Origin of the sequence: Novosphingobium sp. KACC 22771 (genome assembly GCF_028736195.1) — a bacterium.
Taxonomy (GTDB): domain Bacteria; phylum Pseudomonadota; class Alphaproteobacteria; order Sphingomonadales; family Sphingomonadaceae; genus Novosphingobium.
In genome coordinates, this window is sequence record NZ_CP117881.1 from 3,598,668 (window position 1) to 3,625,606 (window position 26,939).

Below are 26,939 nucleotides of genomic sequence, written 5' to 3' on the forward strand. Positions count from 1 at the left end.
AAGGCTAGGGCTTTCCCCGCAGATTCCTGCGCGACACCCGCAAGGGGCGGTGTCGCTCACATATAAAAATGACGGTGCCATGGACATCAGCAAAATTTCGGTCGGCAAAAGCCCGCCTGACAATCTGAACGTCATCATCGAGGTTCCCACCGGGGGCGAACCTGTGAAGTATGAGTTCGACAAGGACTCGGGCGCTCTGTTCGTGGACCGTATCCTGCACACGCCGATGCGCTATCCGGCCAATTATGGCTTTGTGCCGCACACGCTCTCGCCCGATGGCGATCCGCTCGATGCGCTGGTGGTGGCTCGCTCGCCCTTCGTGCCGGGTTCGGTGGTGCGTTGCCGCCCGATCGCGGTGCTCAACCTTGAAGACGAAGCCGGCGGCGATGAAAAGCTGCTCTGCGTGCCCGACGACAAGACCTTCCCTTACTATGCCAACGTCAAGGAAAAGGAAGATCTGCCCGACATCATCGCCCAGCAGGTCGAACACTTCTTCACCCACTACAAGGATCTGGAATCCGAAAAGTGGGTGCGCGTGGGCACCTGGGGCAATGCCGCCGAAGCGCGACAGATCGTGACCGAAGCGATCGAACGCTATCAGGCCGGCAAGAAGGCCTGACAAGAAAGAGGGGCGGGGTCATTCCCGCCCCTTTTGCTATCAGTCCCCGGCAATGGTCATGCCATCGACGCGGATGGTGGGCACATTGATCGTGCGGTACCATTCCAGATCGCTGGCCGGGGTCATCGCCCGGAACATATCGACCAGATTGCCCGCCACGGTAAATTCCGCCACCGGCCCGGCGATCTCGCCCTTGACGATGCGATAGCCCGACGCGCCCCGGCTGTAATCGCCCGTCACGCCATTGACGCCATGCCCGATCAGCTCGGTGACATAGACGCCATCCTCAATATCCGCGATCAGCTCGGCAACCGACTGCGCCCCGGCCTCCAGATGCAGATTGCCCGGCGACACGCCCGGCGCCCCGCCACCGCCGCGCCCGGCATGGCCGGTGGGCGCCAGGCCCAATTGCCGCGCCGAGGCGCATTCCATCAGCCATCCGGTGATCCGCCGGTCGCGCACAATGTCGCGGGGCGCCGTCTGCAAACCCTCGCCATCAAACGGGCGTGAACGAAACCCGCGCAGGCGCAGCGGATCATCAACAATCCGCACCGCGCTGTCGAACAACTGCTCCTCCAGCCGCCCAATCAGGAAACTGGAGCGCCGCGCAATCGATGCGCCCGACATCGCGCCCAGCAAATGGCCCACAAGCGACCCGCCGACGCGCGGGTCCAGCACGACCGGCGCCGGGCCGCTTTTCATCCGCCCCGGATTGAGCCGCGCCACGGCCCGCTCGCCCGCCTGTCGGCCGATTTCAGCCGGAGATGTCAGGTCCTCACGGTGGCGGGCCATACGGTGCGCGTAATCGCGTTGCATCGAACCGCCCTCGCCCGCGACCACACTGGCGGAAATCGAGCGGCTGGTGGCGGCATAGGCCCCGGCAAAACCGTGGCTGGTGGCCAGCGCCATCACCGCCCCGCCGCTCGATGCGCCCGCGCCCTCGCTGTTGGTCACGCCAGAGATGGCGCGCGCGGCATCCTCGGCCTCTTCGGCAAGGGCGCGCAATTCCTGCGGGCTCGGCTCGCCGCCATCGACCAGATCGAGATCGGGAAACGGCCTCTTGAACAGCAATTCTTCGGGAGCCAGGCCCGCATAGGGATCCTCGGGCGCGCCCTGCGCCATGGCCAGCGCACGCGCGGCCAATTCGGCCAGCGCATCATCGGACAGATCCGACGAACCAATCGAGGCCGAGCGCCGCCCGACAAACACGCGCAGGCCGATATGTTCGCTTTCGGACCGCTCGACATCCTCCAGCCGCCCCAGCCGAACCGACACGCTTTCCGAAGCATCGGCGATATAGACCGCATCGGCGGCATCGGCCCCGGCCTTGCGCGCGCGTTCAATCAGGGCCTGCGCCCTTTCCTGTGCCTGAAGCGGGGTAAGCATGGCGGTCTGGGCAACTCCTGAAGGCGTGTTAGGGCGCAGGCTCTAACGCCCCGCCCCGCCAAGAGCAATCATCCCATCATCATCGCGACCAGCCGAAAACCCCCGGTGACGATAAAGGGCAGGCCGACGGCGGCGGCCCAGACCATTGCGCGATCCTTGTAAAAGGCTCCGGCCCGCGCCGGATCGCCCGCCTCGGCATCGCTCAACCGCGTCCAGCGCCGCTCCATCATCCGGCAGGCCGGGATGATCGCCCCCACCAGCACCACCAGCGCCAGCCCCGGCAGCACCGAAGCGCTGCCCTCGCGCAGGGCGGCGATGGTCACGAAGATCTGCAGGCCGGTGTATACCAGCAAGGCATAGGCGATGTGATCGCTGATCCGCTTGCGCCAATCCAGCAAGATGCCCCCCTGTTTGCGAGGGGCCCATACGTGAACCGCGTGCGGGCGCGCATTATGCAACGCCGCATCGACAGGCGCATCAAGGCGTGCCTTGGCCATGAACCCTCTTCCCCTATCCCGGCCTTTTGGCCTTTTGGTCATGTTGACGTTTCGCCAACCTGTCCTTTGGTATGAGTAAAACATTGATGCCCGCCGCGATCAAGCGCAATCGGCCGCGCCGCATGGGCGTTTTGTCTCAGCCATGCATGAAACCTGCCAATCGGGCGCATCGCCCTTGCCCAATGCCGCAGGCACGCCTAAAATGGCATCAGATGACCCAGACAATCGCCCCCGAAGCCGCCCCCGCCGGCCGTCCGTCCGATCCTGATGGCTCGTTTTCCGGGCTTCAGGTCGTGTCCATCGCCAAGAGCTATGACAAGCGGGCGGTCTTGACCGACATCTCGCTTGAGGTGGCCAAGGGCGAGGTGATGGGCCTGCTCGGCCCCAATGGCGCGGGCAAGACGACGTGCTTCTATTCGATCATGGGGCTGGTGCGGCCCGATTCGGGGCGCATCCTGCTCGACGGGATCGATATCACCAATCTGCCCATGTATCGCCGCGCGGTGCTGGGCCTTGGCTATCTGCCTCAGGAAACCTCGATCTTTCGCGGGCTGACGGTGGAGCAGAACATCGCCACCGTGCTCGAACTGGTCGAGCCCGATCCGGCCACGCGGGCGGGCGAGCTTGAACGGCTGCTGGAGGAATTCGGCCTGACGCGGTTGCGCGCCAGCCCCTCGATGGCGCTTTCGGGCGGCGAGCGGCGGCGCGCCGAAATCGCCCGCGCACTGGCGGCCAAGCCCTCGATCATGCTGCTCGACGAGCCCTTTGCGGGCATCGATCCTTTGTCGATCGCGGACATCCGCCATCTGGTGCATGACCTCAAACAGCGCGGCATCGGCGTGCTGATCACCGACCACAATGTGCGCGAAACGCTGGAAATCTGCGACCGCGGCTGCATCATCTATGGCGGACAGGTGCTGTTCGCCGGCAGCCCTGAAGCGCTGGTCGCCGATGAAAACGTGCGCCGCCTCTATCTGGGCGAAGGTTTCACGCTCTGATGACGGCGCGGGGGGCGTAAAACATCATGGCGCTGGGGCCGCGCCTGGATCTGCGCCAGACGCAATCGCTGGTGATGACGCCGCAGTTGCAGCAGGCGATCAAGCTGCTCACGCTCTCCAATCTGGAAATCGAAGCGTTTATCGGCGATGCGCTGGACGCCAACCCCCTGCTGGAAATGGGCGAGGCGGCGCCGGTCGAACCCATCGAGATCGAGGCGCGCCGCACCAGCCTGGAAAGCAGCCCCTGCGATCAATTGATCGGCGAAGGCATGGCGGCGGAGGACCGCCCGCTCGACATCAGCGCCGAGACGCTGGACGTCGACCACGACACCGGCGATGCGCCCGAGCGGCACGAATCCGCGTTTGAAAGTCCCGCCTTTGAAGGTGAGGCCGCGATCTCCGGCGGGGGCGAGGCCCCGGCGATGGAGGACTATGGCGCCTTTGAAGAGACGCTGGCCGAACATCTGCATGCCCAGATCGGCGCGGTGGCGCGCGATCCGAAACTGGCTTTCATCGCCCGGTTCCTGATCGACCAATTGGATGATGCGGGCTATCTTGCTGTTTCCCTGCGCGAAATCGCCATCGACCTCCAGGTTGCGCCCGCCGAGGTGGAGGCCGCGCTGGGGCTGGTGCAATCGCTCGACCCCACCGGGGTTGGCGCGCGCAGCCTGTCGGAATGCATCGCGTTGCAGGCCCGTGAGGCGGATCGCTACGATCCGGCGATGGCCCGGCTGATCGACAATCTGGAAATGATCGCGCGCGGGGAATTGCCCCGCCTGCGCCGGATGTGCGGCGTGGATGAGGAAGATTTCGCCGATATGCTGGCCGAATTGCGCGGCTACGATCCCAAGCCGGGCCTGCGCTATGGCGGCGGGGCGGCTGCGCCCGTGGTGCCCGACATCCTGATCACCGCGCGCGCCGATGGCGGCTGGAATGTCGCGCTCAATCAGGCGACCTTGCCCAAGCTGATCCTCAACCGCAGCTATTATCTGGAAATGCGCGGGGCCTGTGCGGGCAAGAATGGCGGGGCGAAGGAGGATCGGGGCTGGCTCTCGGAAAAGCTGGCCGATGCCAATTGGCTGGTGAAAGCTCTGGACCAGCGGCAAAAGACCATCCTGAAAGTAGCCAGCGAATTGGTGCGCCAACAGGAAGGCTTTTTCCGCCACGGGGTCAGCCAGTTGAAGCCATTGACCCTGCGCGCGGTGGCCGAAACGGTGGGGCTGCATGAATCCACCGTCAGCCGCGTGACCAGCAACAAATATCTGCTGTGTGATCGCGGCACGTTTGAGCTGAAATATTTCTTCACCAGCGGCGTTTCGGGCGCCGATGGCGAGGGCGTTTCGGCAGAAGCCGTCAAGGCCGCGATCAAGCAGTTGATCGACAATGAAGATCCCAAGAAGATCCTGTCCGACGATACGCTGGTCGATCTGCTGAAAGAAAAAGGGTTTGAACTGGCGCGCCGCACCGTGGCCAAGTATCGCGAGGCGATCGGGCTGGGCTCATCGGTGCAACGCCGCCGCCAAAAGGCGCTGAGCGGGAAGCGTTAGGCCTGTAATTCCTCGGCGCGCCTGCGCCATGCCTGCGCCAACACCGGCATCGCGGCCAGATCGGGCAGGACGGAAGGGTCCGCCTTGTGCCCGCCGCCGATCAGCACATGGAACAGGCGCGACACCGGCCAGTCCGCCAGCCCGCGCTCGACCCGTTCGAGCGTATCGCCCGCCTGCACCGCGCCCTCCTCGATCACGCGGTAATACCAGCCTGAACGCCGGTTTTTCACGATCTTGGCCGCCAGCGGCGCATGATCGAACCGATGCCCCAGTTTCCAGCAAGGCTGGCGCCCATGGCTGACCTCGATCAGCGCGCTGCCCAGCCGGAAACGGTCGCCCAGCAGCACCTTGTCCTCGGTCAGGCCCAGCGTCGCAATATTCTCGCCAAAGCCGCCCGGCGCGGCCAGCAGGGGGTGATCGCCCAGATCATCGACCCATGCCGGATAATGATCATAGGCATAATGGTGGATCGCCTTGTCCGGCCCGCCATGATGCTTGCGGTCGGCCTGTTCATCGCCCTCCAGCCCCAAAAAGCCCACGCGGATGGGGCCGGTGACGGGCTGCTTGGCAATCGCGCTATGCTCGTCGGCATCACGGAAACGGACGGCGCGACCAGTCATCACGGCAAGGATCGGGGTGGAAAAAGCGTTCATGGAGCCTAACATGGGCCATCGCCCGATGGGCGTCAATCGGCCCTAGGCGTCGAGCTCGACATCCCAATAGAGCCAGTCGCGCCATGTCTCATGCAGATAATTGGGCGGAAAAGCCCGGCCCCGCTCCTGCAACTGCCAGCTTGTCGGCCGGATCGGATGGTTGAGCAGAGGCATATGCGCCTCGCGCGGGGTGCGCCCGCCCTTTTTCAGATTGCAGGGCGAACAGGCCGCGACGATATTCTCCCAACTCGTCCGCCCGCCCAGACGGCGCGGCAGCACATGGTCAAAGGTCAATTGATGCGGGTTGCCGCAATATTGGCAGGAAAACCGATCGCGCAGAAACACATTGAACCGGGTGAAGGCGGGAAATTCCGAAGGCTTCACATATTGGCGCAGCGCGATCACGGAAGGCAAAGGCATGGACCAGCTTTGCGAATGCACCTCGCGCTCGTAACTGGCGATAATATCGACCCTTTCCAGAAAAACCGCCTTGATCGCGGTCTGCCATGGCCAAAGGCTTAGGGGGTAATAGGAGAGCGGGGTAAAGTCCGCGTTCAGCACCAATGCGGGACAATCGCTCAAATGGCGGGAGGGATCCTCCCCGGCGCTGCGGAACCGGGCCGCGCGCTCTATCAGCTCCGCCTTGAGCATGGCTCCTGATAGCAAGCGGGAATGACGGTTTGGCGACAATTCATGGGGCTAATCAACACTGACTTGCCGCCAAGGTCAAGGGGTGCCAGAGGGCAAAATGCGATGATCCGAACCCGTTTCGCCCCCAGCCCGAACGGCCTGCTGCATCTGGGCCATGCCTATGCGGCGGTGGTCGCGCATGATCTGGCGCGCGCGCCAAATGGCGGGGCGGCCGCCGAGTTCCTGCTGCGGATCGAGGACATTGATGGCACACGCTCGCGCCCGGAACTGGCCGAGGCGATGATGGCCGATCTGGAATGGCTGGGGCTGCGCTGGGACGGGCCGGTGGTGCGGCAATCGGCGCGGCTGGATTCGTATGGCGCGGCGGCGGATCGGCTGCGGGCGATGGACCTGCTCTATCCCTGCCGCTGCACCCGCGCCGAAATCGCGGCGGCGGCCACACAGCATGGCCCCGACGGGCTGATCTATCCCGGCACCTGTCGCGGGCGCGATGTCGATCCGGCGGGGGCGGCATGGCGGCTCGATATGGCGCGCGCAGTAGAGATCGCCGGGCCGTTGGTGTGGGAGGATGCATTGGCCGGGCCGCAGACCGCCACGCCCGAAATTTTTGGCGACATCGTGCTGCTGCGCAAAGAGGCGCCCGCCTCCTATCACTTGGCCGCGACGCTGGACGATGCGGCCGATGGCATCACCTTGGTCACACGCGGAGCCGATCTGTTCGCGGCCAGCCATGTGCATCGCCTGCTCCAGGCCCTGCTCGGCCTGCCGGTGCCGCGATGGCACCACCATGGGCTGATTGTCGAGGCCGATGGGCGCAAGCTGGCCAAGCGGCGCGGCAGCCCATCGCTGGCCGACATGCGCCGCGATGGCGTGGATGGGCGGGCCTTGGCCGATGACCTGCGTCATGCCCTTTTGCCCGCTGGCCTTTCGCTTGTAACAGGCATAGGCTGCGCCCTATAAGAAATTGGGAGACGGGCGATGCTGAAATATATCCTCATTCCGGTGATCGTGGTGGCCATGGGCTTTGTCGTGGTCAGCCTGGCCAAGGGGATCATCGCCTTTCTGCAAACCACGCGCGATGATCTGGAAAGCGGCAGCGGAAACGGCCCCAGCCCGATGCAGTTGAAACAGAACGAAATGATGTTTGCCCGCATCAAGTATCAGGCGCTGGCGGTGATCGTGGTCGCGGTGCTATTGGCGGCGGCGCGTTAAATTCAAACAGGACAGTATTTTGGTCAAGCTGAACAAGATTTACACCCGCACCGGCGATGATGGCACCACCGGGCTGGTCGATGGGTCGCGCGTGGGCAAACATGGGGCGCGAATGGAGGCCATCGGCAGCATTGATGAGGCCAACAGCGCGCTGGGGCTGGCGGTGCTGGCGGTGGAGGGCGCACATCGCGACGCCCTGCTGCGGGTTCAGAACGACCTGTTCGATCTGGGCGCGGATCTGGCCACGCCTGGCGATGATTTCGCGCCGGGGCCGATGTCCCTGCGCATCGTTCCCGCGCAGGTCGCATGGCTGGAAAGCGCGATTGATGCGGTGAATGAAGATCTCAATCCCCTCACCAGCTTCATCCTGCCGGGCGGATCGGAAGGGGCGGCGCGCACCCACATCGCCCGTGCCGCCGCGCGCCGGGCCGAGCGCGCCTGTGTGGCGCTGGCCGCGCAAGAGCCGATCAATCCCGCCGCGCTGGCCTATATCAATCGCTTGTCGGATTATCTGTTTGTGCTGGCGCGCGCGCTGAATAACAATGGCGCAGACGATATTCTATGGGTGCCGGGCGCAAGCCGGAGCGCCTGAATACTAAGGGGTTGATGCAAATGACAATTGTTGGGGTGATCGGCGCGGGCCAGATGGGCTCGGGCATTGCGCAGACGGCTGCCGCATTTGGCCATGACGTGTTGCTGGCCGATGTGTCGGTGGACCTTGCCGAAAAGGCCAAGGCCAAGATCGGCAAGGGGCTGGACCGGCTGGTTTCCAAGGAAAAGATCACGGCGCAGGCCGCGCAGGAGACCTTGGCCCGCATCACCCCGGTGGGCGATTATGCCCCGATGGCGCAGGCCGGTTTCATCATCGAGGCCGCCACCGAACGCGAGGACATCAAGGCCAAAATCTTTGAGGCGGCGGGCAAGGTTCTGCGCGCGGACGCGATTCTGGCCAGCAACACGTCATCCATCCCCATCACCCGCATGGCCCGCCAATCGCCCGATCCGGCGCGCTTTATCGGGCTGCATTTCTTCAATCCCGTGCCGGTGATGAAGCTGATCGAGATCATCCCCGGCCTTGCCACCAGCCCCGAAACGATTGCCGCCACGCGCAGCTTTGCCACCGGCCTCGACAAAACCGTGGTTCTGTCTCAGGACGAGCCGGGTTTTATCGTCAACCGCATCCTGATGCCGCTGATCAACGAGGCGGCCTTTACGCTGGGCGCGGGCACGGCCAATGTGGCCGATATCGACACGGCGGCGCGGCTGGGCCTCAACCATCCGATGGGCCCGCTTGAACTGGCCGATTTTATCGGGCTCGACACCTGTCTTGAAATCACCCGCATCCTGTTAAACAGCACGGGCGACAGCAAATATCGCCCCGCGCCTCTGCTGGCCAAATATGTCGAGGCCGGATGGCTGGGCCGCAAGACCGGGCGCGGTTTCTATGACTACAGCGGCGAAACGCCCGTCCCCACGCGCTGAATTGCATCGCGGCAAGGGAACTTCTGATGGCCCTGGCGGCTTTCCTGTTGGCAACGTCCTTTCGGGCGCAACAGGAGAGACGCCATGGCCAGCACACCGGAAAACCCCGTTCCCAACGTTCCCTCGCCCGAGATCCCGCCCGCCATCGAGCCGCAGGTGCCCCAGCCGCCCCAGACCCAGCCCGATCTGCCCGACCTGACCGACGTGCCGCCGCCTGAAACAAACAATGTCTCGCAGGATGATGAACCGGCGCAGGCCCAGGAATATGGCGAGGCGGCGCTGCATCTTGCCGATGACAAATATGTGCTGGATGACAGCCGCAAGGTGACGAACGGCGACATGGAGGATGATGTTCAGGATCTGGTAAACCACATGCACGACATGCAGGCATCCGGCCGCATCGACATGGGTGCCTATCGCGGCGAACGCAATGACGACGACGAGGAAGGCTCGCTCGGCCCGGCCGCCGCGCGCGACTAGGGCCTATTTTGCCCAGGGCGAGGTTGAGCTTGCGCCGGTTGGCGCCTGCTCCACTGCGGCGGCGCTGCTGTCCGGCGGGCCGTCATGCCGGGCTTCGCTGGCCGTGAAATAGGCCGTCACCATCACCCCCGCCGCCCAGAACAAAGCCTTCCAGCGACTGGCAAAAACAGTGGTCAGGCGGGGGCCGAAGGGGAGCATGGCGCCAAATTTAAAGCGGGGCGGTTAAACCTTGCGCCGCCAAGCATGGTTAACCGATTTCCCGCTTCAATTCATAAAGCCAGCCCAGCGCATCGCGCGGCGAGAGCGCATCAATATCAAGCGCCGCCAGCTTTTCGCGCAAGGGGTCGCCCTTTGGCTCCTCCGGCTCGATATTGGCAAATAGCGGCAGATCGCCAAGTCCGGCAGCAATGCCCCCGGTTTCCGCCCTCCCCTTTTCCAGTTTCGCCAGCACCGATTTGGCGCGCGAGACCACCGGCCCCGGCACCCCCGCCAATCGCGCCACGGCCAGACCGAAGGAGCTTTCCGCAGGGCCCGTCGTCACCTCATGCAGCAGCACCAGATCGCCCTTCCATTCGCGCGCGCGGACATGGTGGAGGGTCAGCGCCTCGCACGTATCGGCCAGCCGCGCGAGCTCGTGGTAATGCGTGGCGAAGAGGCAGCGGCAGCGGTTGACCCCATGCACCGCCTCGGCCACCGCCCATGCCAGCGCGAGGCCGTCATAGGTGCTGGTGCCGCGCCCGACCTCGTCAAGGATGACGAAGCTGCGCGGGGTGGCCTGTTGCAGGATGGCGGCGGTTTCGACCATTTCGACCATGAAGGTCGAACGCCCCCGCGCCAGATTGTCCGAGGCGCCGACGCGGCTGAACAGGCGGTCGACAAGGCCGATGGTGGCGCTGCGTGCAGGCACAAAACCGCCCGCCTGCGCCAAGAGCACGATCAGCGCGTTTTGGCGCAGGAAAGTCGATTTACCGCCCATGTTCGGCCCACCCAGCAGCCATAGCCGGTCGAATTGGCTGAGCGTGCAGTCATTGGCGACGAAACGCTCGCCCGCTGCGCCCAGCGCGGTCTCGACGACCGGGTGGCGGCCCTCGACGATGGCCAGTTCGCATTTCTCGCTGATCGCGGGGCGGCACCAATTGCCCTCGGCGGCACGCTCGGCCTGTCCTGCGGCAACGTCGATGCGGGCCAGCGCGGCGGCGGTGCGGGCAATCTCGTTGCGCGCGGCAATTGCCACACTGGTCAATTCCTCGAAATGCGCCTCTTCGGCGGCGAGGGCATGGCCCCCCGCCTCGGCAATCCGGCTCGCTTCCTCATGCAGCGCCAGCGCGTTGAAACGCATCGCCCCGGCCATGGTCTGGCGATGGGTAAAGCCGCTGTCGGGCGCCATCAACTGATCGCCATGGCGGGCGGGCACTTCGATATAATAGCCCAGCACGCCATTGTGCTTGATCTTGAGCGCGGAAATGCCGGTCTGCTCGCGGTAATTGGACTCCAGCGCGGCAATCGCGGTGCGCGCATCCTTGGAAATGCGGCGCAGATGGTCAAGATCGGCATCATAGCCCTCGGCAATGAAACCGCCCTGTGAGCGCTCCGTGGGCGGGGTGGCGATCAGGGCGCGCGAGAACAGGTCGATCAAGCCGTCATGGCCGACCAGCGCCGGCAACAAGGCATCGAGCATGACGGGCCGTTCCGACACCCGCGCCAGCCGTCCGGCCAGCCGCGCCGCGCCCGCCAATCCGTCGCGCAATTGCCCCAGATCGCGCGGGCTTCCGCGCCCCGCCACCACCCGGCCCAGCGCGCGCCCGGCGTCCGGCAGGCTGCGCAATTGCCCGCGCAGATCCTCGCGCAGCAGCGCATCGTCATAAAGCCACTGGACCAGTTCGAGCCGCTCCTCAATGGCCTTGCGGTCCAGCAAGGGCGCGGAAAGATCCTCGGCCAATTGCCGCGCGCCCGCGCCCGTGACGCAGCGATCCACCGCCTCGATCAGGCTGCCCGAACGGCCGCCGGTGGAGGAACGCAGAATTTCCAGACTGCCCCGCGTGGCCTCGTCCATCGCCATATGCGCCTCGCCCGCACGCGCCACGGGGGGCAGCAGCAGCGGCAATTTGCCCCGGCCCACATGGTCGAGATAGGCCAGCAGACCGCAGGCCGCCGCCAGCATCGGCCGCGTAAACGTGCCGAAACCGTCGAGCGTGGCGACGCCGTGGATGCCGCAAAGGCGCTCTTCCCCGCCCTCGCTGGAAAATTCATGATGGCCGCGAGGGATCGACTCGAAAGGCGCCTCGGCCCAGTTGTCCGGGGCGATGATCTCGCTGGCGCCCAGACGGGCCAGCGCGGCGCCCATATTCTCGGGCTCGCATTCCTCCAGTTCCATCCGGCCCGTCGAAATGTCGACCGCCGCAACGCCCACCTTGTCGCGCAGCAGGCAGGTCGCCGCCAGCACATTGGCCCGACGCGGTTCGAGCAGCGCCTCCTCGGTCAAAGTCCCGGCGGTGACGAAGCGGACGATGTCACGCATCACCAGCGCCTTGTATCCGCCACGCTTTTTGGCCTGTTCGGGGGTTTCGACCTGTTCAGCGATCGCCACCCGGCATCCGGCCTTGATCAGGCGCGCCAGATAGGATTCGGCGGCATGCACCGGCACACCGCACATCGGGATCGGCTCCCCGCCATGTTCGCCCCGGCTGGTCAGCGCAATGTCGAGAATTTGCGAAGCCTGCTTCGCATCCTCGAAAAACAGCTCGAAGAAATCGCCCATGCGATAGAACAGCATACAACCATCGGCCTTATCCTTTAGGCCAAGGTATTGCGCCATCATGGGCGTCACGGTCTGGGGGGCGGATTTCTCATTCATCATGCCGGATTAGCCGCAGAATCGATACGATGGAATGCCCAGAGCACACGCTTTCCCCTATCGCGGCGCGTTCACATTGGTTAGGGCAGCCTTGCAAGAAGGAGAAAGTTTCGGTGTCCGAGGAAAGCCCCGAGCAAGCCAACGTCCGGTTTACCGAGCGCGAAGCGCTGTTCTACCACAACACGATCCGCCCTGGCAAAATCGAGATCATCGCATCCAAGCCGATGGCCACCCAGCGAGACCTGAGCCTGGCCTATTCGCCCGGCGTCGCGGTTCCCGTCGAAGCCATCGCCAAGGATTCCGCCACCGCCTATGATTACACCGCCAAGGGCAATCTGGTCGCGGTGATTTCCAACGGTACGGCCATCCTTGGCCTCGGCAATCTGGGCGCGCTGGCCTCCAAGCCGGTGATGGAGGGCAAGGCGGTCCTCTTCAAGCGCTTTGCCGACGTCGACTCGATCGACATCGAGCTCAATTCCGAAGATCCCGACGCGCTGATCGAAGCCATCGCACTGATGGAGCCCAGCTTTGGCGGGATCAACCTTGAGGACATCAAGGCCCCTGAATGTTTCGTGATCGAACAGGCGCTGCGCGAACGGATGAAGATTCCGGTCATGCATGACGACCAGCACGGCACCGCAATCATTTCGGCCGCCGGTCTGATCAATGCCTGCATGATCACCAACCGCAAGCTGGAAGACATCAAGGTCGTGGTCAATGGCGCGGGCGCGGCGGCGCTGGCCTGCACCTCGCTGATCAAATCGATGGGCGTGCGCCACGAAAACGTGATCGTGTGCGACCGCGACGGCCCGATCTATCGCGGCCGCGAAAAGCCGGTGAACCAATGGCAGAGCGCCCATGCCATCGACACCGATGCGCGCACGCTCGAACAGGCGCTGAAAGGCGCGGACGTGTTTCTGGGCCTGTCGGCGGCGGGCGCGCTGCCTGCGGCCTATGTCAAGGAAATGGCGCCCGAGCCGATCATCTTTGCGATGGCCAACCCGGTGCCCGAAATCACCCCGCCCGAGGCCAAGGCCGCGCGCCCCGACTGCATCATCGCCACCGGCCGTTCGGATTTCCCGAATCAGGTGAACAATGTGCTGGGCTTCCCCTTCATCTTCCGCGGCGCGCTGGACGTGCGCGCCACCGCGATCAACGAAGAGATGAAGATCGCCGCCGCCAACGCCATTGCCGAACTGGCGCGCGAACAGGTGCCCGAGGAAGTCGCGCTGGCCTATGGCAAGAACCATAGCTTTGGCCGCGATTATATCATCCCCGCCCCGTTTGACCCGCGCCTGATGGAGGTGGTGTCGATGGCCGTGGCCAAGGCCGCGATGGACAGCGGCGTGGCGCAAAAGCCGATCGAGGATTTCAACGCCTATCGCCATCAGCTTAAAGGCCGTCTGAACCCGACCACCTCGGTGCTGACCAACGTTTATGAACAGGTAAAGGCCAACCCCAAGCGCGTGATCTTTGCCGAGGCCGAGAACGAAGTGGTGCTGCGCGCCGCGATCCAGTTCAAGGATTTCGGCTATGGCACGCCGGTTCTGGTGGGCCGCACGCAGGCCGTGCGCGACAAGCTGGTCGAACTGGGCGTGGGCAAGCCGGATTCCTATGAAATCCATAATGCCGCCGACAGCGAGCATGTCGCGGAAATGGGCATGATGCTTTACGAGCGCCTCCAGCGCCGCGGCTATCTGGAGCGTGACATCAAGCGCATGGTCAATCAGGACCGCAACGGCTTTGCCTCCGCGCTGCTGAAGATGGGCGTGGGCGATGCGATGGTGACGGGCGCGACCCGCCCCTTTGGCCAGACCATGCGCGAAGTGCGCCATGTGCTCGACCCCAAGCCGGGCCATCTGCCCTTTGGCATTCATGTGATGGTGGGCAAGAACAACACCACCTTCCTTGCCGACACGACCTGCAACGAGCGGCCCAATTCGGAAGAACTGGCCGTCATCGCCAAGGAAACGGCCGCCGTGGCGCGCCGTCTGGGCCATGAACCGCGCGTGGCTTTCCTGTCCTTCTCGACCTTTGGCAATCCCACGGGCAAGTGGCTGGAGCCCATTCGCGGGGCGATCTCGATCCTTGATTCAGAGCCGCAGAACTTTGAGTATGAGGGCGAAATGACGCCTGATGCCGCGCTCAACCCGGCGGTGATGAAGCATTATCCCTTCAGCCGCCTGACCGCGCCCGCCAATGTGCTGATCTTCCCCGGCCTGCAATCGGCCAATATCGCGGCCAAACTGCTGCGTGAACTGGGCGGCAATACGGCGATCGGGCCGATCCAGATCGGCATGGAAAAGCCGGTGCAGATCGTGCCGATGACCGCGATTGCGCCGGATGTGCTGACGCTGGCGGTGCTGGCGGCGGCGGGGATCACCGGGTAATCCTGTTATGGGCGTCGGCGCGGGGGTGCTCCCTCGCGCCGACCACCCCAGGAAAGGCGCTCATGCTTATCCGCGATGCGGGCCGGGATGATCTGGCCGCGATCCTTGCGATTTACAACCATGCCGTTTTGCACACCACGGCGGTGTGGAACGAAACGCCCGGCACCATCGAAGAGCGTCACCTCTGGTTCGACGCCAAGCAGCAGCGCGGCTTTCCGGTGCTGGTGGCCGCCGATGGCGAGGCTGTGCTGGGCTTTGCCTCCTATGGCGATTTTCGGAACTTTCCGGGCTTTTCGCAATCGGTCGAACATTCGATCTATGTTGCCCCGCATGCGCATCGGCGCGGCATCGGGCGGGCCTTGCTGGAGGTGTTGATTACGCGGGCCAAGGGGGCCGGACTGCACGCGATGATCGGCGGAATTGACGCCAGCAACGCCGCCTCCATCGCGCTGCATCAGGCGATGGGCTTTGCCGAAGTGGGGCGCCTGCCGCAGGTCGGCCACAAGTTCGGGCGCTGGCTCGATCTGTCCTTTATGCAGAAACTGCTGTCAGAGGGCGCTCCTCCGACCGGCAAGACGGCTTAGGCCGAACAGGCCGTCCATTCCACCCGGTTCCGCCCCAGCGCCTTGGCCTGGTACATCGCCGCATCCGCGCTGCCCATCAACTCCTCACAATTCTTGCTGGTCTCCGGATAGCTGGCGACGCCGATGGAGGCGGAAATCGTTACGTGATGCATGGTCGAGAGCGCCTCGATCCGGCCGCGGCACAGTTCGGCCTTGGCCAGCGCGTGATCCAGCGAACAATCGGGCAGGATCAGCACCAGTTCCTCGCCGCCATAGCGGCAGGCCAGATCCGAGGCGCGCAGATGGCCCTGAATCACCTGGGCCACATCGCAGAGCACCGCGTCGCCCTTGGCATGGCCATAAGTGTCGTTGAGCATCTTGAAATTGTCGAGGTCGATCATCACCAGGCTGAGCGGCGAATGATTGCGTTCGGCCAGCCGCTGGAGCCGGTCGAGCGTGTCATCCATATAGCGCCGGTTGAACAGGCCCGTCAGCGGATCGCGCAACGATTGGTTGCGCAGCGTTTCGCGCAATTGAATATTGGACAAAGCCAACGAAATCGATTCGGCAATGGCCCGCCCGATCCTTTCGGCATGGCGCAGTCTGGCGCAGCCCTCCTCGCCCTCGCCAATGAATTTGATCAGGCCAAAGACCGTGCCGCGCGCCTGCATCGGAAATTCGAGCGTGATCGTGTTGCCCGTATGATGGCTGCAACAGACCGAGCCGTGGAGCGGGTCGTTCAAATGACTGCGCCCGCGTTTGAGCGCCCAGCAATTGTCGGGCGCCAGCGTCGGCGAGGGATCGCAGCCCTCGGGCAGATTCCATGCCTTGCTCAATTCAAGCTGATCGCCCGCCTGATTGAAAATATAGAGCGCGGTGCCGAGGTCGGGCAAAATCTGCTGGGTGGTGACCTGAACGACGGCGGTGGCGTCCTCATAGCTGTCCGCGCTTTGCAGCATATCGGTCAGGTTGAAGAGTTCATCGGCCTGCTGGCGGGCTTCCTGCGCCTGATCCAGCGTGCTCTGGGCGGCGGTGATACGCAACCGGCTGCACATGGTCAGCCCCAGCAGCAGCGTAATGGCCGCGATTGTCATCAGGCGCGAAATCAACAGGTCATCGGGCGGGACCGCCCCCGTCTCGCCATGGCGGACCAATTCATAAAGCACCGTGATCAGCGAGAGCAGCAGCAAGCCCATCAGCGCGTCACAAAACAGCATGTGCCTGCGCGCAGTCCGCACATTCGCGCGCAGACGGTCGCTCCAGATCGACTGCTGCGTCATGCGATGCGATCCATCGCAAAGAATTGGCCCAGATATGCGATCAATGCCCAGCACCTTTTTGCAGGACATCAGCCTTTGCCGCAAAGTGGTATAAAAATTTTTCTGAAACAGCCCTAGTAAAACCCGTGTATCCTATCGGGGCATTTACGCAGGGCGGCCGGATCGGACCACAAACGCCGAACAAAGCGGGACAAGGCAAATCAATCCGGCCAGCATCGCAAAGGACATCTTCAGTCCGGCATACTCCGCCACCAGCCCGATCGCAGCGGGTCCCAGCAGCACGCCCGCATAACCCGTGGTGGAAATCGCGGCGATAGCCTGGGCGGCGGCCATCTGGGTTTGCGATGCGGCCTGGCGAAACAGCACCGGCACAATATTGGCCGCGCCCAGTCCAATCAGCACAAAGCCGGCCCAGGCCACCCAGGCGACAGGCGCGGCGATCAGCACGCCAAACCCCGCCACCGCCAAGGCCCCGCCCCACAAGAGCGCCGCCCGATCCCCGATTCGCGCCGTCAACGCATCGCCGGTCAGCCGCCCCAGTGTCATGGCCATGGCAAAGAACATATAACCAAACCCGCCAAGCTTCACATCGACCAACCCGGCCTCGGTCAGGAACAGCGCGCCCCAATCCAGCAAAGCCCCCTCGGCCAGAAAAGTGATCGCGGTCAGCCCCGCCAGCACCAGCACGATGCCGCGCGGCAGCGCGAAATGCGGCCCATCCTCCGGCCTGTTTTCCGCCGTGCGCGTGCGCATCAGGCGCGGCGCGGCATAGGCCAGCGCGAGCGCCATCAGCAACGCGCCCAGCAAAGCCCCAAGCAGCGCGCTCGCCCCCAGCGAGAGCAGCAGCGCCATCATCAGCGATCCGGCAAATCCGCCGATGCTGAAGAGTGCATGGAAACCCGACATCAGCGGGCGCCCGGCGCCTTTCTCCACCTCGACCGCGTGAATGTTCATCGCCACATCCAGCGAACCCAGCGAGGCGCCAAACACCAGCAGCCCCGCGCCCAGCGTGAGCGCCGTGGGCAAAATGGCCAGCAGCGGCAGAACCGCGCAAAGACCAAAACCGCCCAGCAAAATGACCGGGCGCGTGCCGAACCTGCTGCTCAGCGCGCCCGTGACCAGCATGGCCAACACCGACCCCGCGCCAAGGCAGAGCAGCAGCGCGCCCAGCACGCCTTCATCCACCGCCAGCCGCAATTTGGCAAAAGGCACCAGCGGCCCCCAGCACGCGACCCCAAACCCCGCGACCAGAAAGGACAGCCGCGTGGCAAGTCTGGTCGATGGGCTGTCAGACATGCGGAAAACTCCCAAGGCTGAGCGAGGCGATGCAGTCCGAACGGGAGATTACCCCGGAAAATCAGCCCTTGCGGCGATAGCGGAAATACCAGACCTCATGCCCGTAAACCGTGCGCGCCTTGTGCTCATAGCGCGTTTGCGGCCAGCCGCCGGGGCGGACCTGAAAGTCCTTGGCTTCCTTGGCCAGCCATTCGAACTGATCGGTGTGGCGCTGCATCACCATCAGCGCATGGCGGACATAGATCGCGTGATCGGTGCCGAATCGGAACTCGCCGCCGGGCTTCAGCTTGCGGGCGAACATGTCCACCGGCCCGTCATTCATCATCCTGCGCTTGGCATGGCGCGCCTTGGGCCATGGATCGGGATGCAGCAGATAGAGCATGGTGAGCGAACCATCGGGAATGCGCGAGAGCACCTCCAGCGCGTCGCCATGATGGATGCGGACATTGGGGATCGGGGCATGGACGCCATTGTCGCCCGACACATGGGTCAGCGCCTGCGCCACGCCGTTGATAAAGGGTTCGGCGCCGATAAAACCATGATCAGGCAGCATGTCGGCGCGATAAGCCATATGCTCGCCCCCGCCAAAGCCGATCTCAAAATGCAGCGGGCGGTCCTCGCCGAACAGGCGCTGAGCCGTCACCTCGCCATCGAGCGGCACGGCGATCTGGGGCAGCAGCGTGTCCACCAGACCTTGCTGACCGGCGCGCAGGGGCTTGCCCTTGGAACGGCCATAGAGCCGGTTGAGCGTGGTGGGATCGCCTTCTTTATGCGCCGTCATGTTTGCCTGCCTGAAATAATGCCCGGCGCGATTGGCAGGCCGTTAAGGCAGGGTCAAGGCCCAGCAGGCAAAGGGAGGCGCCATGTTTGCCCTTGGCTGCCTCGCGCTGATCGTTCTGCCGCTGCTCGGCTTTGTCGCCGGATTGATGATGGGCGGGCAGGGCGCGGGCCTGTGGGGCGCGGGGATCGGCCTGATCGCGGCGCTGTTGATGTCCGCCACCGCCGCCCTCGCGCTGATCAAGGCCGGGCGGCAACGCTGACCATGCAATGAACTGGCCGTGCAATGAACTGGCCGTGCAATGAAAAGCCCGCCATCCTTGCGGAGGCGGGCCTTCAGGTCGGGTTCTTCAGGGGCGGGCCGGTTCAGGCGGCCACCGCATCCTCGCCCGGATCGCGCAGGACATAGCCGCGGCCCCAGACGGTTTCGATATAATTTTCACCGCCGCAAGCATGCGCCAGCTTCTTGCGCAGTTTGCAGATGAACACGTCGATGATCTTGAGTTCGGGTTCGTCCATACCGCCATAGAGGTGGTTGAGGAACATTTCCTTGGTCAAGGTCGTGCCCTTGCGCAGCGAGAGCAGCTCAAGCATCGCATATTCCTTGCCGGTCAGATGCACGCGGGCGCTGTCAACTTCGACCGTCTTGGCATCAAGATTGACGCACAGCTTGCCGGTGCGGATGACCGATTGCGAATGACCCTTGGACCGGCGCACCACGGCATGAATCCGCGCGATCAGTTCTTCACGGTGGAAAGGCTTGGTCACATAATCATCGGCACCAAAACCGAAGGAACGGACCTTGCTATCCATTTCGGAAATGCCCGAAAGGATCAGAACGGGAGTCTGAACCTTGGCCACGCGCAGCTTTTTAAGCACGTCGTAGCCATGCATATCCGGCAGATTAAGATCCAGCAGGATGATGTCGTAATCATAGAGCTTGCCGAGATCGAGGCCTTCTTCCCCGAGATCGGTCGAATAGACGTTGAAGCCCTCTGTGGTGAGCATCAATTCGATAGCTCTGGCCGTAGTCGGCTCATCTTCGATCAACAGCACGCGCATATGGGTGAACCCCCTTGCCCCGAAACCCGCGAACGCACCCTCACTAGGCACATTCACTATTAACCATAGGAGGAATGAACGCGAAAGGTTAATTTAATGTAAACCGGGCTTAAACCCAGACTTTTTTGAGGATATTCGGAAAAACACCTATCGCGCGGCGTCCGCCAGAGGGAACAGCGGATGCACCCCATAGGCGTTTGAAACAAGACCGCGCAGACCATTGGCGCCACCTTTGCCTAGCATGGTCCAGCGCACAGGTAAAGCCAATGGAATGAAAAGATTAGCTTCCAATACCTCACGCTCGGCCTCGGCATAAAGAGCAGGGGCAAGGGATGGTTCGACATCCCATGTCTGGGCCGCCAGATGGTCAACATTGGGGGTGCAAACGGGATGCACACCGCAATGCAACTGGTTAAAAAACCAGACCGGTGAAGGATAGCGCGCCACTTCGTCAATGAGTCGCAGGTCGGCCGATTCGCTCATCCCCACCCGGCGCAGCCGCAGCCCGATCGCCGCCACATCCTGCGCCAGCCGGGTAAACAGCACATTGGCCCCCGCCCCGCCCGGCATCGCAATTCGCAATTCCAGCCCATCGCCATCCTCGGGCCGGACGGTGGCCTCGCGGGCCTTGCGCCATACCGCCACCCGCTCGACCGCAACGGCGCGGCGGTGGTCCATATCCATATCGCTCCAGCGCTCGGGCAACTGCACCTCGCCAATGCCCGGCGAGATCAGCCGCGTGGTGGGGCTCCATCCCGGTATACCCCCGGCCTGCATGCCCAGTGCGTTGACCAGCCCCGCGCGGTCGATCACCATGGCCAAGGCCGCGCGATTGGGCTGAACCGCCAGAAATCCGCTTTCCTTTTCAACCATCAGCCCGAACAGACCCGGCGCCACATCGAATCGCGCGCCCCTCTGGCCCAACAGACCGCGCTGAATCGGCGGCAAATCGGTGATTCGCCCGCCCAGCACCACATCGACCTGCCCCGCCAGCAATTGCGCCACCGCCTTTTCGCCGCCCATCGCGCGAATCGAAAGCGGGCGCACCGTCGCGGCCCAGCCCTCGGGCATGGGCAGCCCCCGCGCATCGGGCGAAATCGGGGTCAGCCAGTCCAGCCCCTCGACATGCTTGCGCCGCATCGGCCCGGCGCCCTGCCCGCGATGCTCCAGCCCCAGTTCGGGTTGGGCCAGCAATTGCAGGAAATTGGGCATGGGCTGGGCCAGCCGGATTTCGATCACCCGTCCCGCCATCGCGCGAATATCCTCGATAACGGAAAGGTCTTCTCCCAGCGCGCGGCCCTTTTGCGCGGCAATGGCGCGGCGCAGCGCCTGCCGGGCGGTCTCGCCGCTCAATTTGGTGCCATCAGGCCAGGCGCTGTCGCGCAGGCGGAAGATATAGCCGCGCCCCTCGTCCGCCACGATCCAGCGTTCGGCAAGGCCGGGCACAACCTTGCCCTCCTCATCAAGGCTGACCAACCCTTCGGTCGTGGCCGCGCGCAGGGCGCGATCGAGCGGGGCAGGCCCCGAATCATCCACCATCACCACCCGCAGCGGCTGCTGCTGGGCCGGGCCGTGGCAGGCGGCGGCCAAAAAGGCGGCCATCAGGATCGAGATACGGTTCTTGCGCGGCATCATCGCGCCAAGCCTAGAACAATTTGTCCGCAAGAGGAACGCCCGCCGGGCGCCCTATCCTGCGATGTCAGATTTTGCGCAACTGGCCCGGATCGACCTGCTTGACTGCGGCCAGCGGGCGCAAGGGGACAAAGCCCGAATCATCAGGCGCCGATTGCGCGGCGCGGACGCTCTTGGCGTCAATCTCTTCATTAAAAGCGATGCCGCAGCGGTTGCCCTGAACCCAGGCGACCGATCCGGCCACCCAGCCGATATTGCGCAACTCCACTTCCAGCACCATGCCCGCCGAAACGCGTATGTCGCCCTCGGCCATCAATCCGCCGCTGGAAAGATTGCGGATCTTGACCCGGTGTACCGGATCGCGATCGCTGATGCGCAGACAGGCCAGCATGAACAGGCTGTCGCGATTGATCTGGCGTTGCTCATCACCGGCCATGGCTGGTTCACTTCCCGCTGCCTTGGCCCGGCCCGGCACGGATCGCTCCGCACCGGCCCGGGCGCGCTAATTCACAACAAGGTATTAACGCATAATGGCAAACAAAGCGTAAACTCATCCGGTAACTTGCGGATATCGGCCTTAATCGTCGCGAGACACCCGCTCGCGGCGCTCATGGGCTTCCTGCGCTTCGACCGTCATGGTGGCGATGGGGCGCGCGATCAAACGGCCCAGCCCGATGGGTTCGCCGGTGACTTCGCAATAGCCATATTCGCCTTCCTCGATCCGGCGCAGGGCCGAGTCGATTTTGGAAATCAGCTTGCGCTGGCGGTCGCGGGTGCGCAATTCGATGCCCCAATCGGTCTCCGACGAGGCCCGGTCATTGAGGTCAGGCTCACGCAGGGGGCCTTCCTGCAACTGGCTCAGCGTGTCGGCGGCCGCGCTCAGGATCAGCTTTTTCCACTGTTGCAGCAGGCGGCGGAAGTAGTCCTGCTGTTCGGCATTCATGTATTCTTCGCCATCGGACGGGACATAATCACCGGCCAGCGATCGTCTGGCCTTGACCAGCACATCGATTTCGTCTGCCAGACCACTTGCCATTATAACCCTCCGAATTCCATCCGCGGGATTGCTAGACATCCCATTCTATCGCCCGGCCTATAGTTTGCCCCCTGAAGGTCCACAAGCGGCAAAGCCGATCCGCGATAGCTTAAACCACCGCAAAATTGCGAATAGGCCGCGCCTTGCCCATATTTTGGTGACAGGGTCATGACATAGCGCCGACGCGGGGCGGAGGCGCATCTCTGGCATGATCGCGGCCCGTTATAATTAACCATGTCATTTACCACTTCTTATCCAACTTGCGACAGCTTGTGTCTCATGAAGGAAAAACAGGGAAGTTCGACATGGGATACAATGCAGCACAATCACAAGACCATCTGTTAGGCACTGCCGCCCGCGCCGGAACGGGCGAAATCACGGGCCTGATCGCCAATTGCCTGATCGCGGCCTCTCAGGGCTGCGTGGATGCCTATTTCGATCTGGGCGTGGCCTTTTCCACCGGCAGCCACGGCGCCGTATGTGATCTGATCGAAGCGCATAAGTGGTTCAATCTGGCAGCAGTTGGCGGGCATGATGAAGCCGCGCATTGCCGCGCCGAAGTGTCCGGCGAAATGACCGCGCGCGATATTGCCGAGGCCCAGCGCCGCGCCCGCGCATGGATGGCCACGACCACCCGCCGCGCGGCGTAAACAGTTTGAAAATTTGCCGAAAGAGGCGAATTTCAAGCGGCGCCAGCCCTCTCCCCCGGCCCTGCCACCCATAGAGTGTACCCTGTCGTGTGACAGGGCCGGGGGAGAGGACTGGCGCCGGAAAATCAAACCAATCCGCTATCCGCCGCGCTTGAACGGCGTTCTGGTTTCCAGAAAATTCTGGTCTGCGGCAATGCCTTCGCGCTCGCGCCGCAGAAAGTCCTCGACCGCGCGGCGAAAACCGGCGTGGACGATGAAATGCGCCGATGTCGTGCGCACCGGCGCATAGCCGCGCGCCAGCTTGTGCCCGCCCTGCGCCCCGGCCTCGACCCGGCGCAGGCCCAGCGCGATGGCCGCGTCGATGGCTTGGTAATAGCACAGTTCGAAATGCAGGAAGGGCTTGTCGATGGTCGCGCCCCAATAGCGGCCATAGAGGCAGTCGCCCCCGATGAAATTGAGCGCGCCCGCCACCGGATGATCGTCCACAAAGGCCATCACCAGCAGGATCTTGTCGGCCATGCGCTCGCCCAGCAGGTCAAAGGCGGCTCGGGTCAGATAGGGGCGGCCCCATTTGCGGCTGCCGGTGTCCTGATAGAATCGCCAGAACGCGTCCCAATGTTCCGGGCGAATCGCATCGCCCGTCAACGCGCGAATCGTCACCCCCTCCTGCGCCGCGCGCCGCTCCTTGCGCAGGTTTTTGCGTTTGTCGGACGAGAGCGCACCCAGAAAATCGTCAAATCCGGCGTATCCGGCATTGGACCAGTGGAACTGGATATCATGGCGAATCAGCCAGCCCGCCTCCTCAAAGGCCGCGACCTGATCGGGCTCGATAAAGGTGGCATGGGCGCTCGACAGGCCCGCATCGCGGCACATCTGCTCGGCAGTGCGGATCAGGGCGGGGATCAATTCGGGTTGCCGCGTCAGCAATCGCGGGCCGGTCGCGGGGGTAAAGGGCACCGCAATCTGCAATTTGGGGTAATAATCGCCCCCCGCCCGCTCCCACGCATCGGCCCAGCTATGGTCGAAGACATATTCGCCCTGGCTATGCGTCTTGACATAGGCGGGCAGCGCGGCGGCCAGATGGCCCGCCTCATCCGCAATCGTGATCGGCGCCGCAGTCCATCCCGTCCCCTCGCCCACACTGTACGAATCCTCCAGCGCGGAGAGGAAAGCGTGGGAGACAAAAGGATTGCCCCCATCGGTCAGCACATCCCATTCCCGCGCCGATAGGCCGGACACGCCGGGCTGCACATGCGCGGTATATTGGGCTTCGCTCACGCCAGACCATCTCCTTCGGCGATCAGCGCATCGGCATGGTCCAGCGCCACCTCGCGCTGGATGGCGCGGCGCACCGTCCATGTGGCGATGGGCCACGTATCGCGCCAATGTGCAACTGTCCGATCGGGCAAGCCGCGAATATCCACGGCGAGAAACTCTGTTTCTGCGGCAGAAAACCGGCGGGGCATCCGCCATCGGGCGCGCCAGCCGGACATGTCGCGCGCCTCGATCACCATGCCGCGCACCACATCGGGCGCGTTTTGCGCAAACCAGCGCGGGGCGCGATGGTCAAAGCTCATGATCGCCACCGGCCCGGCATAATCGGCCAGCGCGCTGGCCACGCCCTCGCACAAAGGCGCCGGATCCTCGCGCTTTTCCAGCTTGATCTCGATCAGCAGCGGGACGCGCCCCTCCACCAGATCGAGCAGTTGGGCCAGCGAAGGGATCACATCGCGCGTGCCCCCCACGGGCAGGCGCGAGAGCACCTCCATGCCATGGGCGTTAACCGGCCCGCGCGCATGGGTGAGCCGGTCCAGCGTGGCATCGTGAAACACCACCACCGTTCCGTCGCCCGCCAGCCGGACATCGCATTCAATGCCATATCCGGCCGCGATGGCGCAGGCAAAGGCGGAGAGGGTGTTCTCCGCCCAATGGCCGATCCATTGTTCGCCCGAGCGGACCATATCATGCAGGCCCCGATGGGCGATCACCGCCCCGCGCAGCCAGTCCGTCCGCTCCGTCATGCCTCAGGCCTTGATCGCCACAATGGCGTCGACCTCAACCGCCGCGCCCAGCGGCAGCACCGGCACGCCCACCGCGCTGCGGGCATGTTTGCCGGCGTCGCCAAACACCGCGACCATCAGCTCGCTGACGCCATTGGCCACCTTGGGCTGGTCGGTGTAATCGCCGGTCGAATTGATGAAAGCGCCCAGCTTGACGATGCGCTCAACCCGATCGAGGCTGCCAAGAGCCGCCTTCAACTGGGCCAGAATCATCAGACCGCAGGCGCGCGCGGCGGCATAGCCGTCCTCGGTGGACACGTCCTCGCCAAGGCGGCCCTTGACCAGCGCGCCGTCGATAAAGGGCAATTGCCCCGAAACATGGGCCAAGCCACCCGCTTCGACCACCGGCACATAGGCCGCAACGGGCGCTGCGGCCACCGGCAGGGTAAGGCCCAGTTCGGCCAGACGGGCTTCAACAGAATCAGTCATTGATGTCTCCATGCAGTCGGGCGGTCAGCCAAGGCAAAGCGCTGGCCCAATCGTCGATGCGGGCGTGAGCATGGCCTTGGATGAAAGCGCAAGTGATATGTGGCGCAAGTAACGGTTCGCCGCAGAGGTGCAGGCGGGCGATATCAGGTGTAACCTCAAAGGCAGAGCCGTGATGCTGGGCGATATCGTCGATAAAAACCGCCCGGCTGGGGCGATATTCGTCGAGGATCGCGCGGATCGCGGGGCCTTTGGGGCCCTGGTTGGTAAAGACGCGGATGTCGAGGCCATGATCGGCCAATTGGCGGGTGCGGGCCTGTTGCCGGTGATCCTCCAGATTGGTGAGGATCACCACATCGGCATCCTGCGCCAATTGCGTCATGCCCTCGATCGCGCCCGCGATGGGCGATTGGCGGTGCATTTCGGTGTCAAAGAATGCGCCCAGCAGGCGCCACATCTCCGGCCCCGGCACGGCGCTGCCATCGGCGTAATGCATGGCGCGCGAGAAATCATTGCCGTTCATGGTGAAGGTGACGCCCTGCGTCTCACCCAGCCAGTCGCGGAACGGGGCGATCATGTGCAGCAGCACTTCATCGCAATCGGAAATGACCAGAGGGCGCGCCATTATGCCCCCCAATCCGCATCATCCATCGGCGCGGCCAGCGCCACATGGGCCTTTTCCAAGGCCTTGGGCGCAACGCCCAGCGCATCGGCGCAGGCGATCAGATCAGGTTCGTGGCTCAAAACAAACTCCAATATCGCGGCCAGCACGGTGCGCTCGCCGATTCTTTCGCGCAATTCCTCCGGGCTGACCCCGGTCAGCGCCAGCAGGCGGTCGGCATGATCATCATCGGACAAAATCCAGCCCAACGCGGCCAGAGCCAGTCCTTCAGGCTCTCCATCATCGACTTTTCCCATGCGCAGAATTGTCAGCCCCCTTGATAGGCCCTAGAGCCTTGGCCCAGACGCAATACGATTACAGGCAGGCGCATGGCAAAGCGAATTATGGTTGTCGAGGACAATGACCTCAATCGCAAGCTGTTCTGCGATGTTTTGAAGAGTCAGGGCTTTACCGTCGAGCCGGTGGGCGACGGGCTGGAGGCGCTGGACAAGGCGCGGGCCTTTGTGCCCAATCTGATGATCATGGACATCCAATTGCCCAATATTTCCGGGCTCGAGCTGATCGAGGGGGCCAAGGCCGATCCCCTGCTGCGCATGATCCCGGTGCTGGCCGTCACCGCCTATGCCGGAAAGGGCGACGAGGATCGCATCCGCGAGGCGGGCGCCGACGGCTATCTGGCCAAGCCGGTTTCGATCGGGCCGTTCATGGCGGCGGTCAAACGCCTGCTGGAAAACGCGCCCGCTTGACATTTCCCGCCCGCCGCCGC

Annotated in this window: 31 protein-coding genes; 13 read left to right on the plus strand and 18 right to left on the minus strand. The window is 63.8% G+C overall.

Annotation, left to right across the window (positions count from 1 at the left end; all coding sequences use genetic code 11):
- The first annotated feature begins 79 nt into the window (after window positions 1-79).
- Window positions 80-619 carry an inorganic diphosphatase gene (gene ppa / locus PQ467_RS16450; RefSeq protein WP_274174436.1) on the plus strand — a complete coding sequence of 180 codons (540 nt, stop codon included), beginning with the start codon at window positions 80-82 and terminating at the stop codon, window positions 617-619.
- A 39-nt stretch (window positions 620-658) separates the two neighbouring features.
- Here ppa and PQ467_RS16455 read toward each other — a convergent pair whose 3' ends face one another.
- Both PQ467_RS16455 and PQ467_RS16460 read right to left on the minus strand, forming a co-directional pair.
- A complete protein-coding gene (locus PQ467_RS16455; RefSeq protein WP_274174437.1) occupies window positions 659-2,005 on the minus strand; it encodes a TldD/PmbA family protein in 1,347 nt (448 codons plus the stop codon).
- 68 nt (window positions 2,006-2,073) lie between these two features.
- Window positions 2,074-2,502 carry a hypothetical protein gene (locus tag PQ467_RS16460; protein ID WP_274174438.1) on the minus strand — a complete coding sequence of 143 codons (429 nt, stop codon included), beginning with the start codon at window positions 2,500-2,502 and terminating at the stop codon, window positions 2,074-2,076.
- 212 nt (window positions 2,503-2,714) lie between these two features.
- Between PQ467_RS16460 and lptB the strand changes: the two genes are divergently transcribed.
- Both lptB and rpoN read left to right on the plus strand, forming a co-directional pair.
- Window positions 2,715-3,500: an LPS export ABC transporter ATP-binding protein gene (gene lptB / locus PQ467_RS16465; RefSeq protein WP_274174439.1), complete on the plus strand. Its 786-nt coding sequence runs from the start codon at window positions 2,715-2,717 to the stop codon at window positions 3,498-3,500.
- A gap of 26 nt (window positions 3,501-3,526) precedes the next feature.
- Window positions 3,527-5,047 (plus strand): RNA polymerase factor sigma-54, encoded by a 1,521-nt coding sequence (gene rpoN, locus PQ467_RS16470; RefSeq protein WP_274174440.1) that lies wholly within the window; start codon window positions 3,527-3,529, stop codon window positions 5,045-5,047.
- On the opposite strand, the gene PQ467_RS16475 is transcribed toward rpoN, so the two are convergent.
- Both PQ467_RS16475 and PQ467_RS16480 read right to left on the minus strand, forming a co-directional pair.
- Window positions 5,044-5,700, minus strand: coding sequence for an MOSC domain-containing protein (locus PQ467_RS16475; RefSeq protein WP_274174441.1), 657 nt, complete (start codon window positions 5,698-5,700; stop codon window positions 5,044-5,046). The genes rpoN and PQ467_RS16475 overlap by 4 nt on opposite strands.
- 42 nt (window positions 5,701-5,742) lie before the next feature.
- Window positions 5,743-6,351: an HNH endonuclease gene (locus tag PQ467_RS16480; protein ID WP_274174442.1), complete on the minus strand. Its 609-nt coding sequence runs from the start codon at window positions 6,349-6,351 to the stop codon at window positions 5,743-5,745.
- Window positions 6,352-6,453: 102 nt separating this feature from the next.
- On the opposite strand from PQ467_RS16480, the gene gluQRS reads away from it, so the two are divergent.
- From gluQRS to PQ467_RS16505, 5 genes are all read left to right on the plus strand, one after another.
- Complete coding sequence (gene gluQRS, locus PQ467_RS16485; protein WP_274174443.1) at window positions 6,454-7,311, plus strand: tRNA glutamyl-Q(34) synthetase GluQRS; 858 nt, start codon at window positions 6,454-6,456, stop codon at window positions 7,309-7,311.
- Between the two features lie 21 nt (window positions 7,312-7,332).
- A complete protein-coding gene (locus PQ467_RS16490) occupies window positions 7,333-7,563 on the plus strand; it encodes an HIG1 domain-containing protein (RefSeq protein ID WP_274176193.1) in 231 nt (76 codons plus the stop codon).
- A 19-nt stretch (window positions 7,564-7,582) separates the two neighbouring features.
- Window positions 7,583-8,155 carry a cob(I)yrinic acid a,c-diamide adenosyltransferase gene (locus PQ467_RS16495; RefSeq protein WP_274174444.1) on the plus strand — a complete coding sequence of 191 codons (573 nt, stop codon included), beginning with the start codon at window positions 7,583-7,585 and terminating at the stop codon, window positions 8,153-8,155.
- Window positions 8,156-8,175: 20 nt separating this feature from the next.
- Entirely contained in the window at window positions 8,176-9,045 is an 870-nt protein-coding gene (locus tag PQ467_RS16500; protein WP_274174445.1) for a 3-hydroxyacyl-CoA dehydrogenase NAD-binding domain-containing protein, read from the plus strand.
- Window positions 9,046-9,129: 84 nt separating this feature from the next.
- Window positions 9,130-9,525, plus strand: coding sequence for a hypothetical protein (locus PQ467_RS16505; RefSeq protein ID WP_274174446.1), 396 nt, complete (start codon window positions 9,130-9,132; stop codon window positions 9,523-9,525).
- 3 nt (window positions 9,526-9,528) lie between these two features.
- Here the strand turns inward: PQ467_RS16505 and PQ467_RS16510 are convergent, their stop codons facing one another.
- Entirely contained in the window at window positions 9,529-9,723 is a 195-nt protein-coding gene (locus PQ467_RS16510) for a hypothetical protein (protein WP_274174447.1), read from the minus strand.
- A gap of 49 nt (window positions 9,724-9,772) precedes the next feature.
- The gene (gene mutS, locus PQ467_RS16515; RefSeq protein ID WP_274176194.1) at window positions 9,773-12,343 is read right to left on the minus strand and encodes a DNA mismatch repair protein MutS; all 2,571 of its coding nucleotides are present in this window, start codon (window positions 12,341-12,343) and stop codon (window positions 9,773-9,775) included.
- Window positions 12,344-12,492: 149 nt separating this feature from the next.
- On the opposite strand from mutS, the gene PQ467_RS16520 reads away from it, so the two are divergent.
- Together PQ467_RS16520 and PQ467_RS16525 are read left to right on the plus strand one after the other, a co-directional pair.
- Window positions 12,493-14,769, plus strand: a complete 2,277-nt coding sequence (locus PQ467_RS16520; protein ID WP_274174448.1) for an NADP-dependent malic enzyme — start codon at window positions 12,493-12,495, stop codon at window positions 14,767-14,769.
- 62 nt (window positions 14,770-14,831) lie between these two features.
- Window positions 14,832-15,353, plus strand: a complete 522-nt coding sequence (locus PQ467_RS16525) for a GNAT family N-acetyltransferase (RefSeq protein ID WP_274174449.1) — start codon at window positions 14,832-14,834, stop codon at window positions 15,351-15,353.
- On the opposite strand, the gene PQ467_RS16530 is transcribed toward PQ467_RS16525, so the two are convergent.
- The 3 genes from PQ467_RS16530 to trmB all read right to left on the minus strand — a co-directional run bounded on the left by PQ467_RS16530 (window position 15,350) and on the right by trmB (window position 18,689).
- Window positions 15,350-16,612, minus strand: coding sequence for a sensor domain-containing diguanylate cyclase (locus PQ467_RS16530; RefSeq protein WP_274174450.1), 1,263 nt, complete (start codon window positions 16,610-16,612; stop codon window positions 15,350-15,352). The two genes, PQ467_RS16525 and PQ467_RS16530, sit on opposite strands and share 4 nt — an antisense overlap.
- A gap of 144 nt (window positions 16,613-16,756) precedes the next feature.
- Window positions 16,757-17,908: an MFS transporter gene (locus PQ467_RS16535; RefSeq protein WP_274174451.1), complete on the minus strand. Its 1,152-nt coding sequence runs from the start codon at window positions 17,906-17,908 to the stop codon at window positions 16,757-16,759.
- A gap of 61 nt (window positions 17,909-17,969) precedes the next feature.
- Complete coding sequence (gene trmB, locus PQ467_RS16540) at window positions 17,970-18,689, minus strand: tRNA (guanine(46)-N(7))-methyltransferase TrmB (protein ID WP_274174452.1); 720 nt, start codon at window positions 18,687-18,689, stop codon at window positions 17,970-17,972.
- An 82-nt stretch (window positions 18,690-18,771) separates the two neighbouring features.
- On the opposite strand from trmB, the gene PQ467_RS16545 reads away from it, so the two are divergent.
- Window positions 18,772-18,948, plus strand: a complete 177-nt coding sequence (locus tag PQ467_RS16545; protein ID WP_274174453.1) for a hypothetical protein — start codon at window positions 18,772-18,774, stop codon at window positions 18,946-18,948.
- 103 nt (window positions 18,949-19,051) lie between these two features.
- On the opposite strand, the gene ctrA is transcribed toward PQ467_RS16545, so the two are convergent.
- The 4 genes from ctrA to dksA form a co-directional block, all read right to left on the minus strand.
- Complete coding sequence (gene ctrA, locus PQ467_RS16550) at window positions 19,052-19,747, minus strand: response regulator transcription factor CtrA (RefSeq protein ID WP_274174454.1); 696 nt, start codon at window positions 19,745-19,747, stop codon at window positions 19,052-19,054.
- Between the two features lie 147 nt (window positions 19,748-19,894).
- A complete protein-coding gene (locus PQ467_RS16555) occupies window positions 19,895-21,382 on the minus strand; it encodes an ABC transporter substrate-binding protein (protein WP_274174455.1) in 1,488 nt (495 codons plus the stop codon).
- A 64-nt stretch (window positions 21,383-21,446) separates the two neighbouring features.
- On the minus strand, window positions 21,447-21,815 hold the full coding sequence (locus PQ467_RS16560) for a PilZ domain-containing protein (RefSeq protein WP_274174456.1): 369 nt from the start codon (window positions 21,813-21,815) through the stop codon (window positions 21,447-21,449).
- Window positions 21,816-21,956: 141 nt separating this feature from the next.
- Complete coding sequence (gene dksA, locus PQ467_RS16565; protein WP_274174457.1) at window positions 21,957-22,415, minus strand: RNA polymerase-binding protein DksA; 459 nt, start codon at window positions 22,413-22,415, stop codon at window positions 21,957-21,959.
- A 305-nt stretch (window positions 22,416-22,720) separates the two neighbouring features.
- On the opposite strand from dksA, the gene PQ467_RS16570 reads away from it, so the two are divergent.
- On the plus strand, window positions 22,721-23,065 hold the full coding sequence (locus tag PQ467_RS16570) for a hypothetical protein (protein WP_274174458.1): 345 nt from the start codon (window positions 22,721-22,723) through the stop codon (window positions 23,063-23,065).
- Between the two features lie 138 nt (window positions 23,066-23,203).
- On the opposite strand, the gene PQ467_RS16575 is transcribed toward PQ467_RS16570, so the two are convergent.
- The 5 genes from PQ467_RS16575 to PQ467_RS16595 are packed head-to-tail and all read right to left on the minus strand — an operon-like array spanning window position 23,204 to window position 26,469.
- Window positions 23,204-24,343: a GNAT family N-acetyltransferase gene (locus PQ467_RS16575; protein ID WP_274174459.1), complete on the minus strand. Its 1,140-nt coding sequence runs from the start codon at window positions 24,341-24,343 to the stop codon at window positions 23,204-23,206.
- Window positions 24,340-25,086 (minus strand): glycerophosphodiester phosphodiesterase family protein, encoded by a 747-nt coding sequence (locus PQ467_RS16580; RefSeq protein ID WP_274174460.1) that lies wholly within the window; start codon window positions 25,084-25,086, stop codon window positions 24,340-24,342. Before PQ467_RS16580 ends, PQ467_RS16575 begins: the two co-directional genes overlap by 4 nt.
- A gap of 3 nt (window positions 25,087-25,089) precedes the next feature.
- On the minus strand, window positions 25,090-25,554 hold the full coding sequence (locus PQ467_RS16585) for a RidA family protein (RefSeq protein WP_274174461.1): 465 nt from the start codon (window positions 25,552-25,554) through the stop codon (window positions 25,090-25,092).
- Window positions 25,547-26,176 (minus strand): HAD family hydrolase, encoded by a 630-nt coding sequence (locus PQ467_RS16590; RefSeq protein ID WP_274174462.1) that lies wholly within the window; start codon window positions 26,174-26,176, stop codon window positions 25,547-25,549. The genes PQ467_RS16585 and PQ467_RS16590 overlap by 8 nt, the downstream gene beginning before the upstream one ends.
- A complete protein-coding gene (locus tag PQ467_RS16595) occupies window positions 26,176-26,469 on the minus strand; it encodes a DUF3572 domain-containing protein (RefSeq protein ID WP_274174463.1) in 294 nt (97 codons plus the stop codon). Before PQ467_RS16595 ends, PQ467_RS16590 begins: the two co-directional genes overlap by 1 nt.
- A gap of 72 nt (window positions 26,470-26,541) precedes the next feature.
- On the opposite strand from PQ467_RS16595, the gene PQ467_RS16600 reads away from it, so the two are divergent.
- Window positions 26,542-26,919, plus strand: coding sequence for a response regulator (locus PQ467_RS16600; protein WP_168602971.1), 378 nt, complete (start codon window positions 26,542-26,544; stop codon window positions 26,917-26,919).
- The last annotated feature ends 20 nt before the right edge of the window (window positions 26,920-26,939 follow it).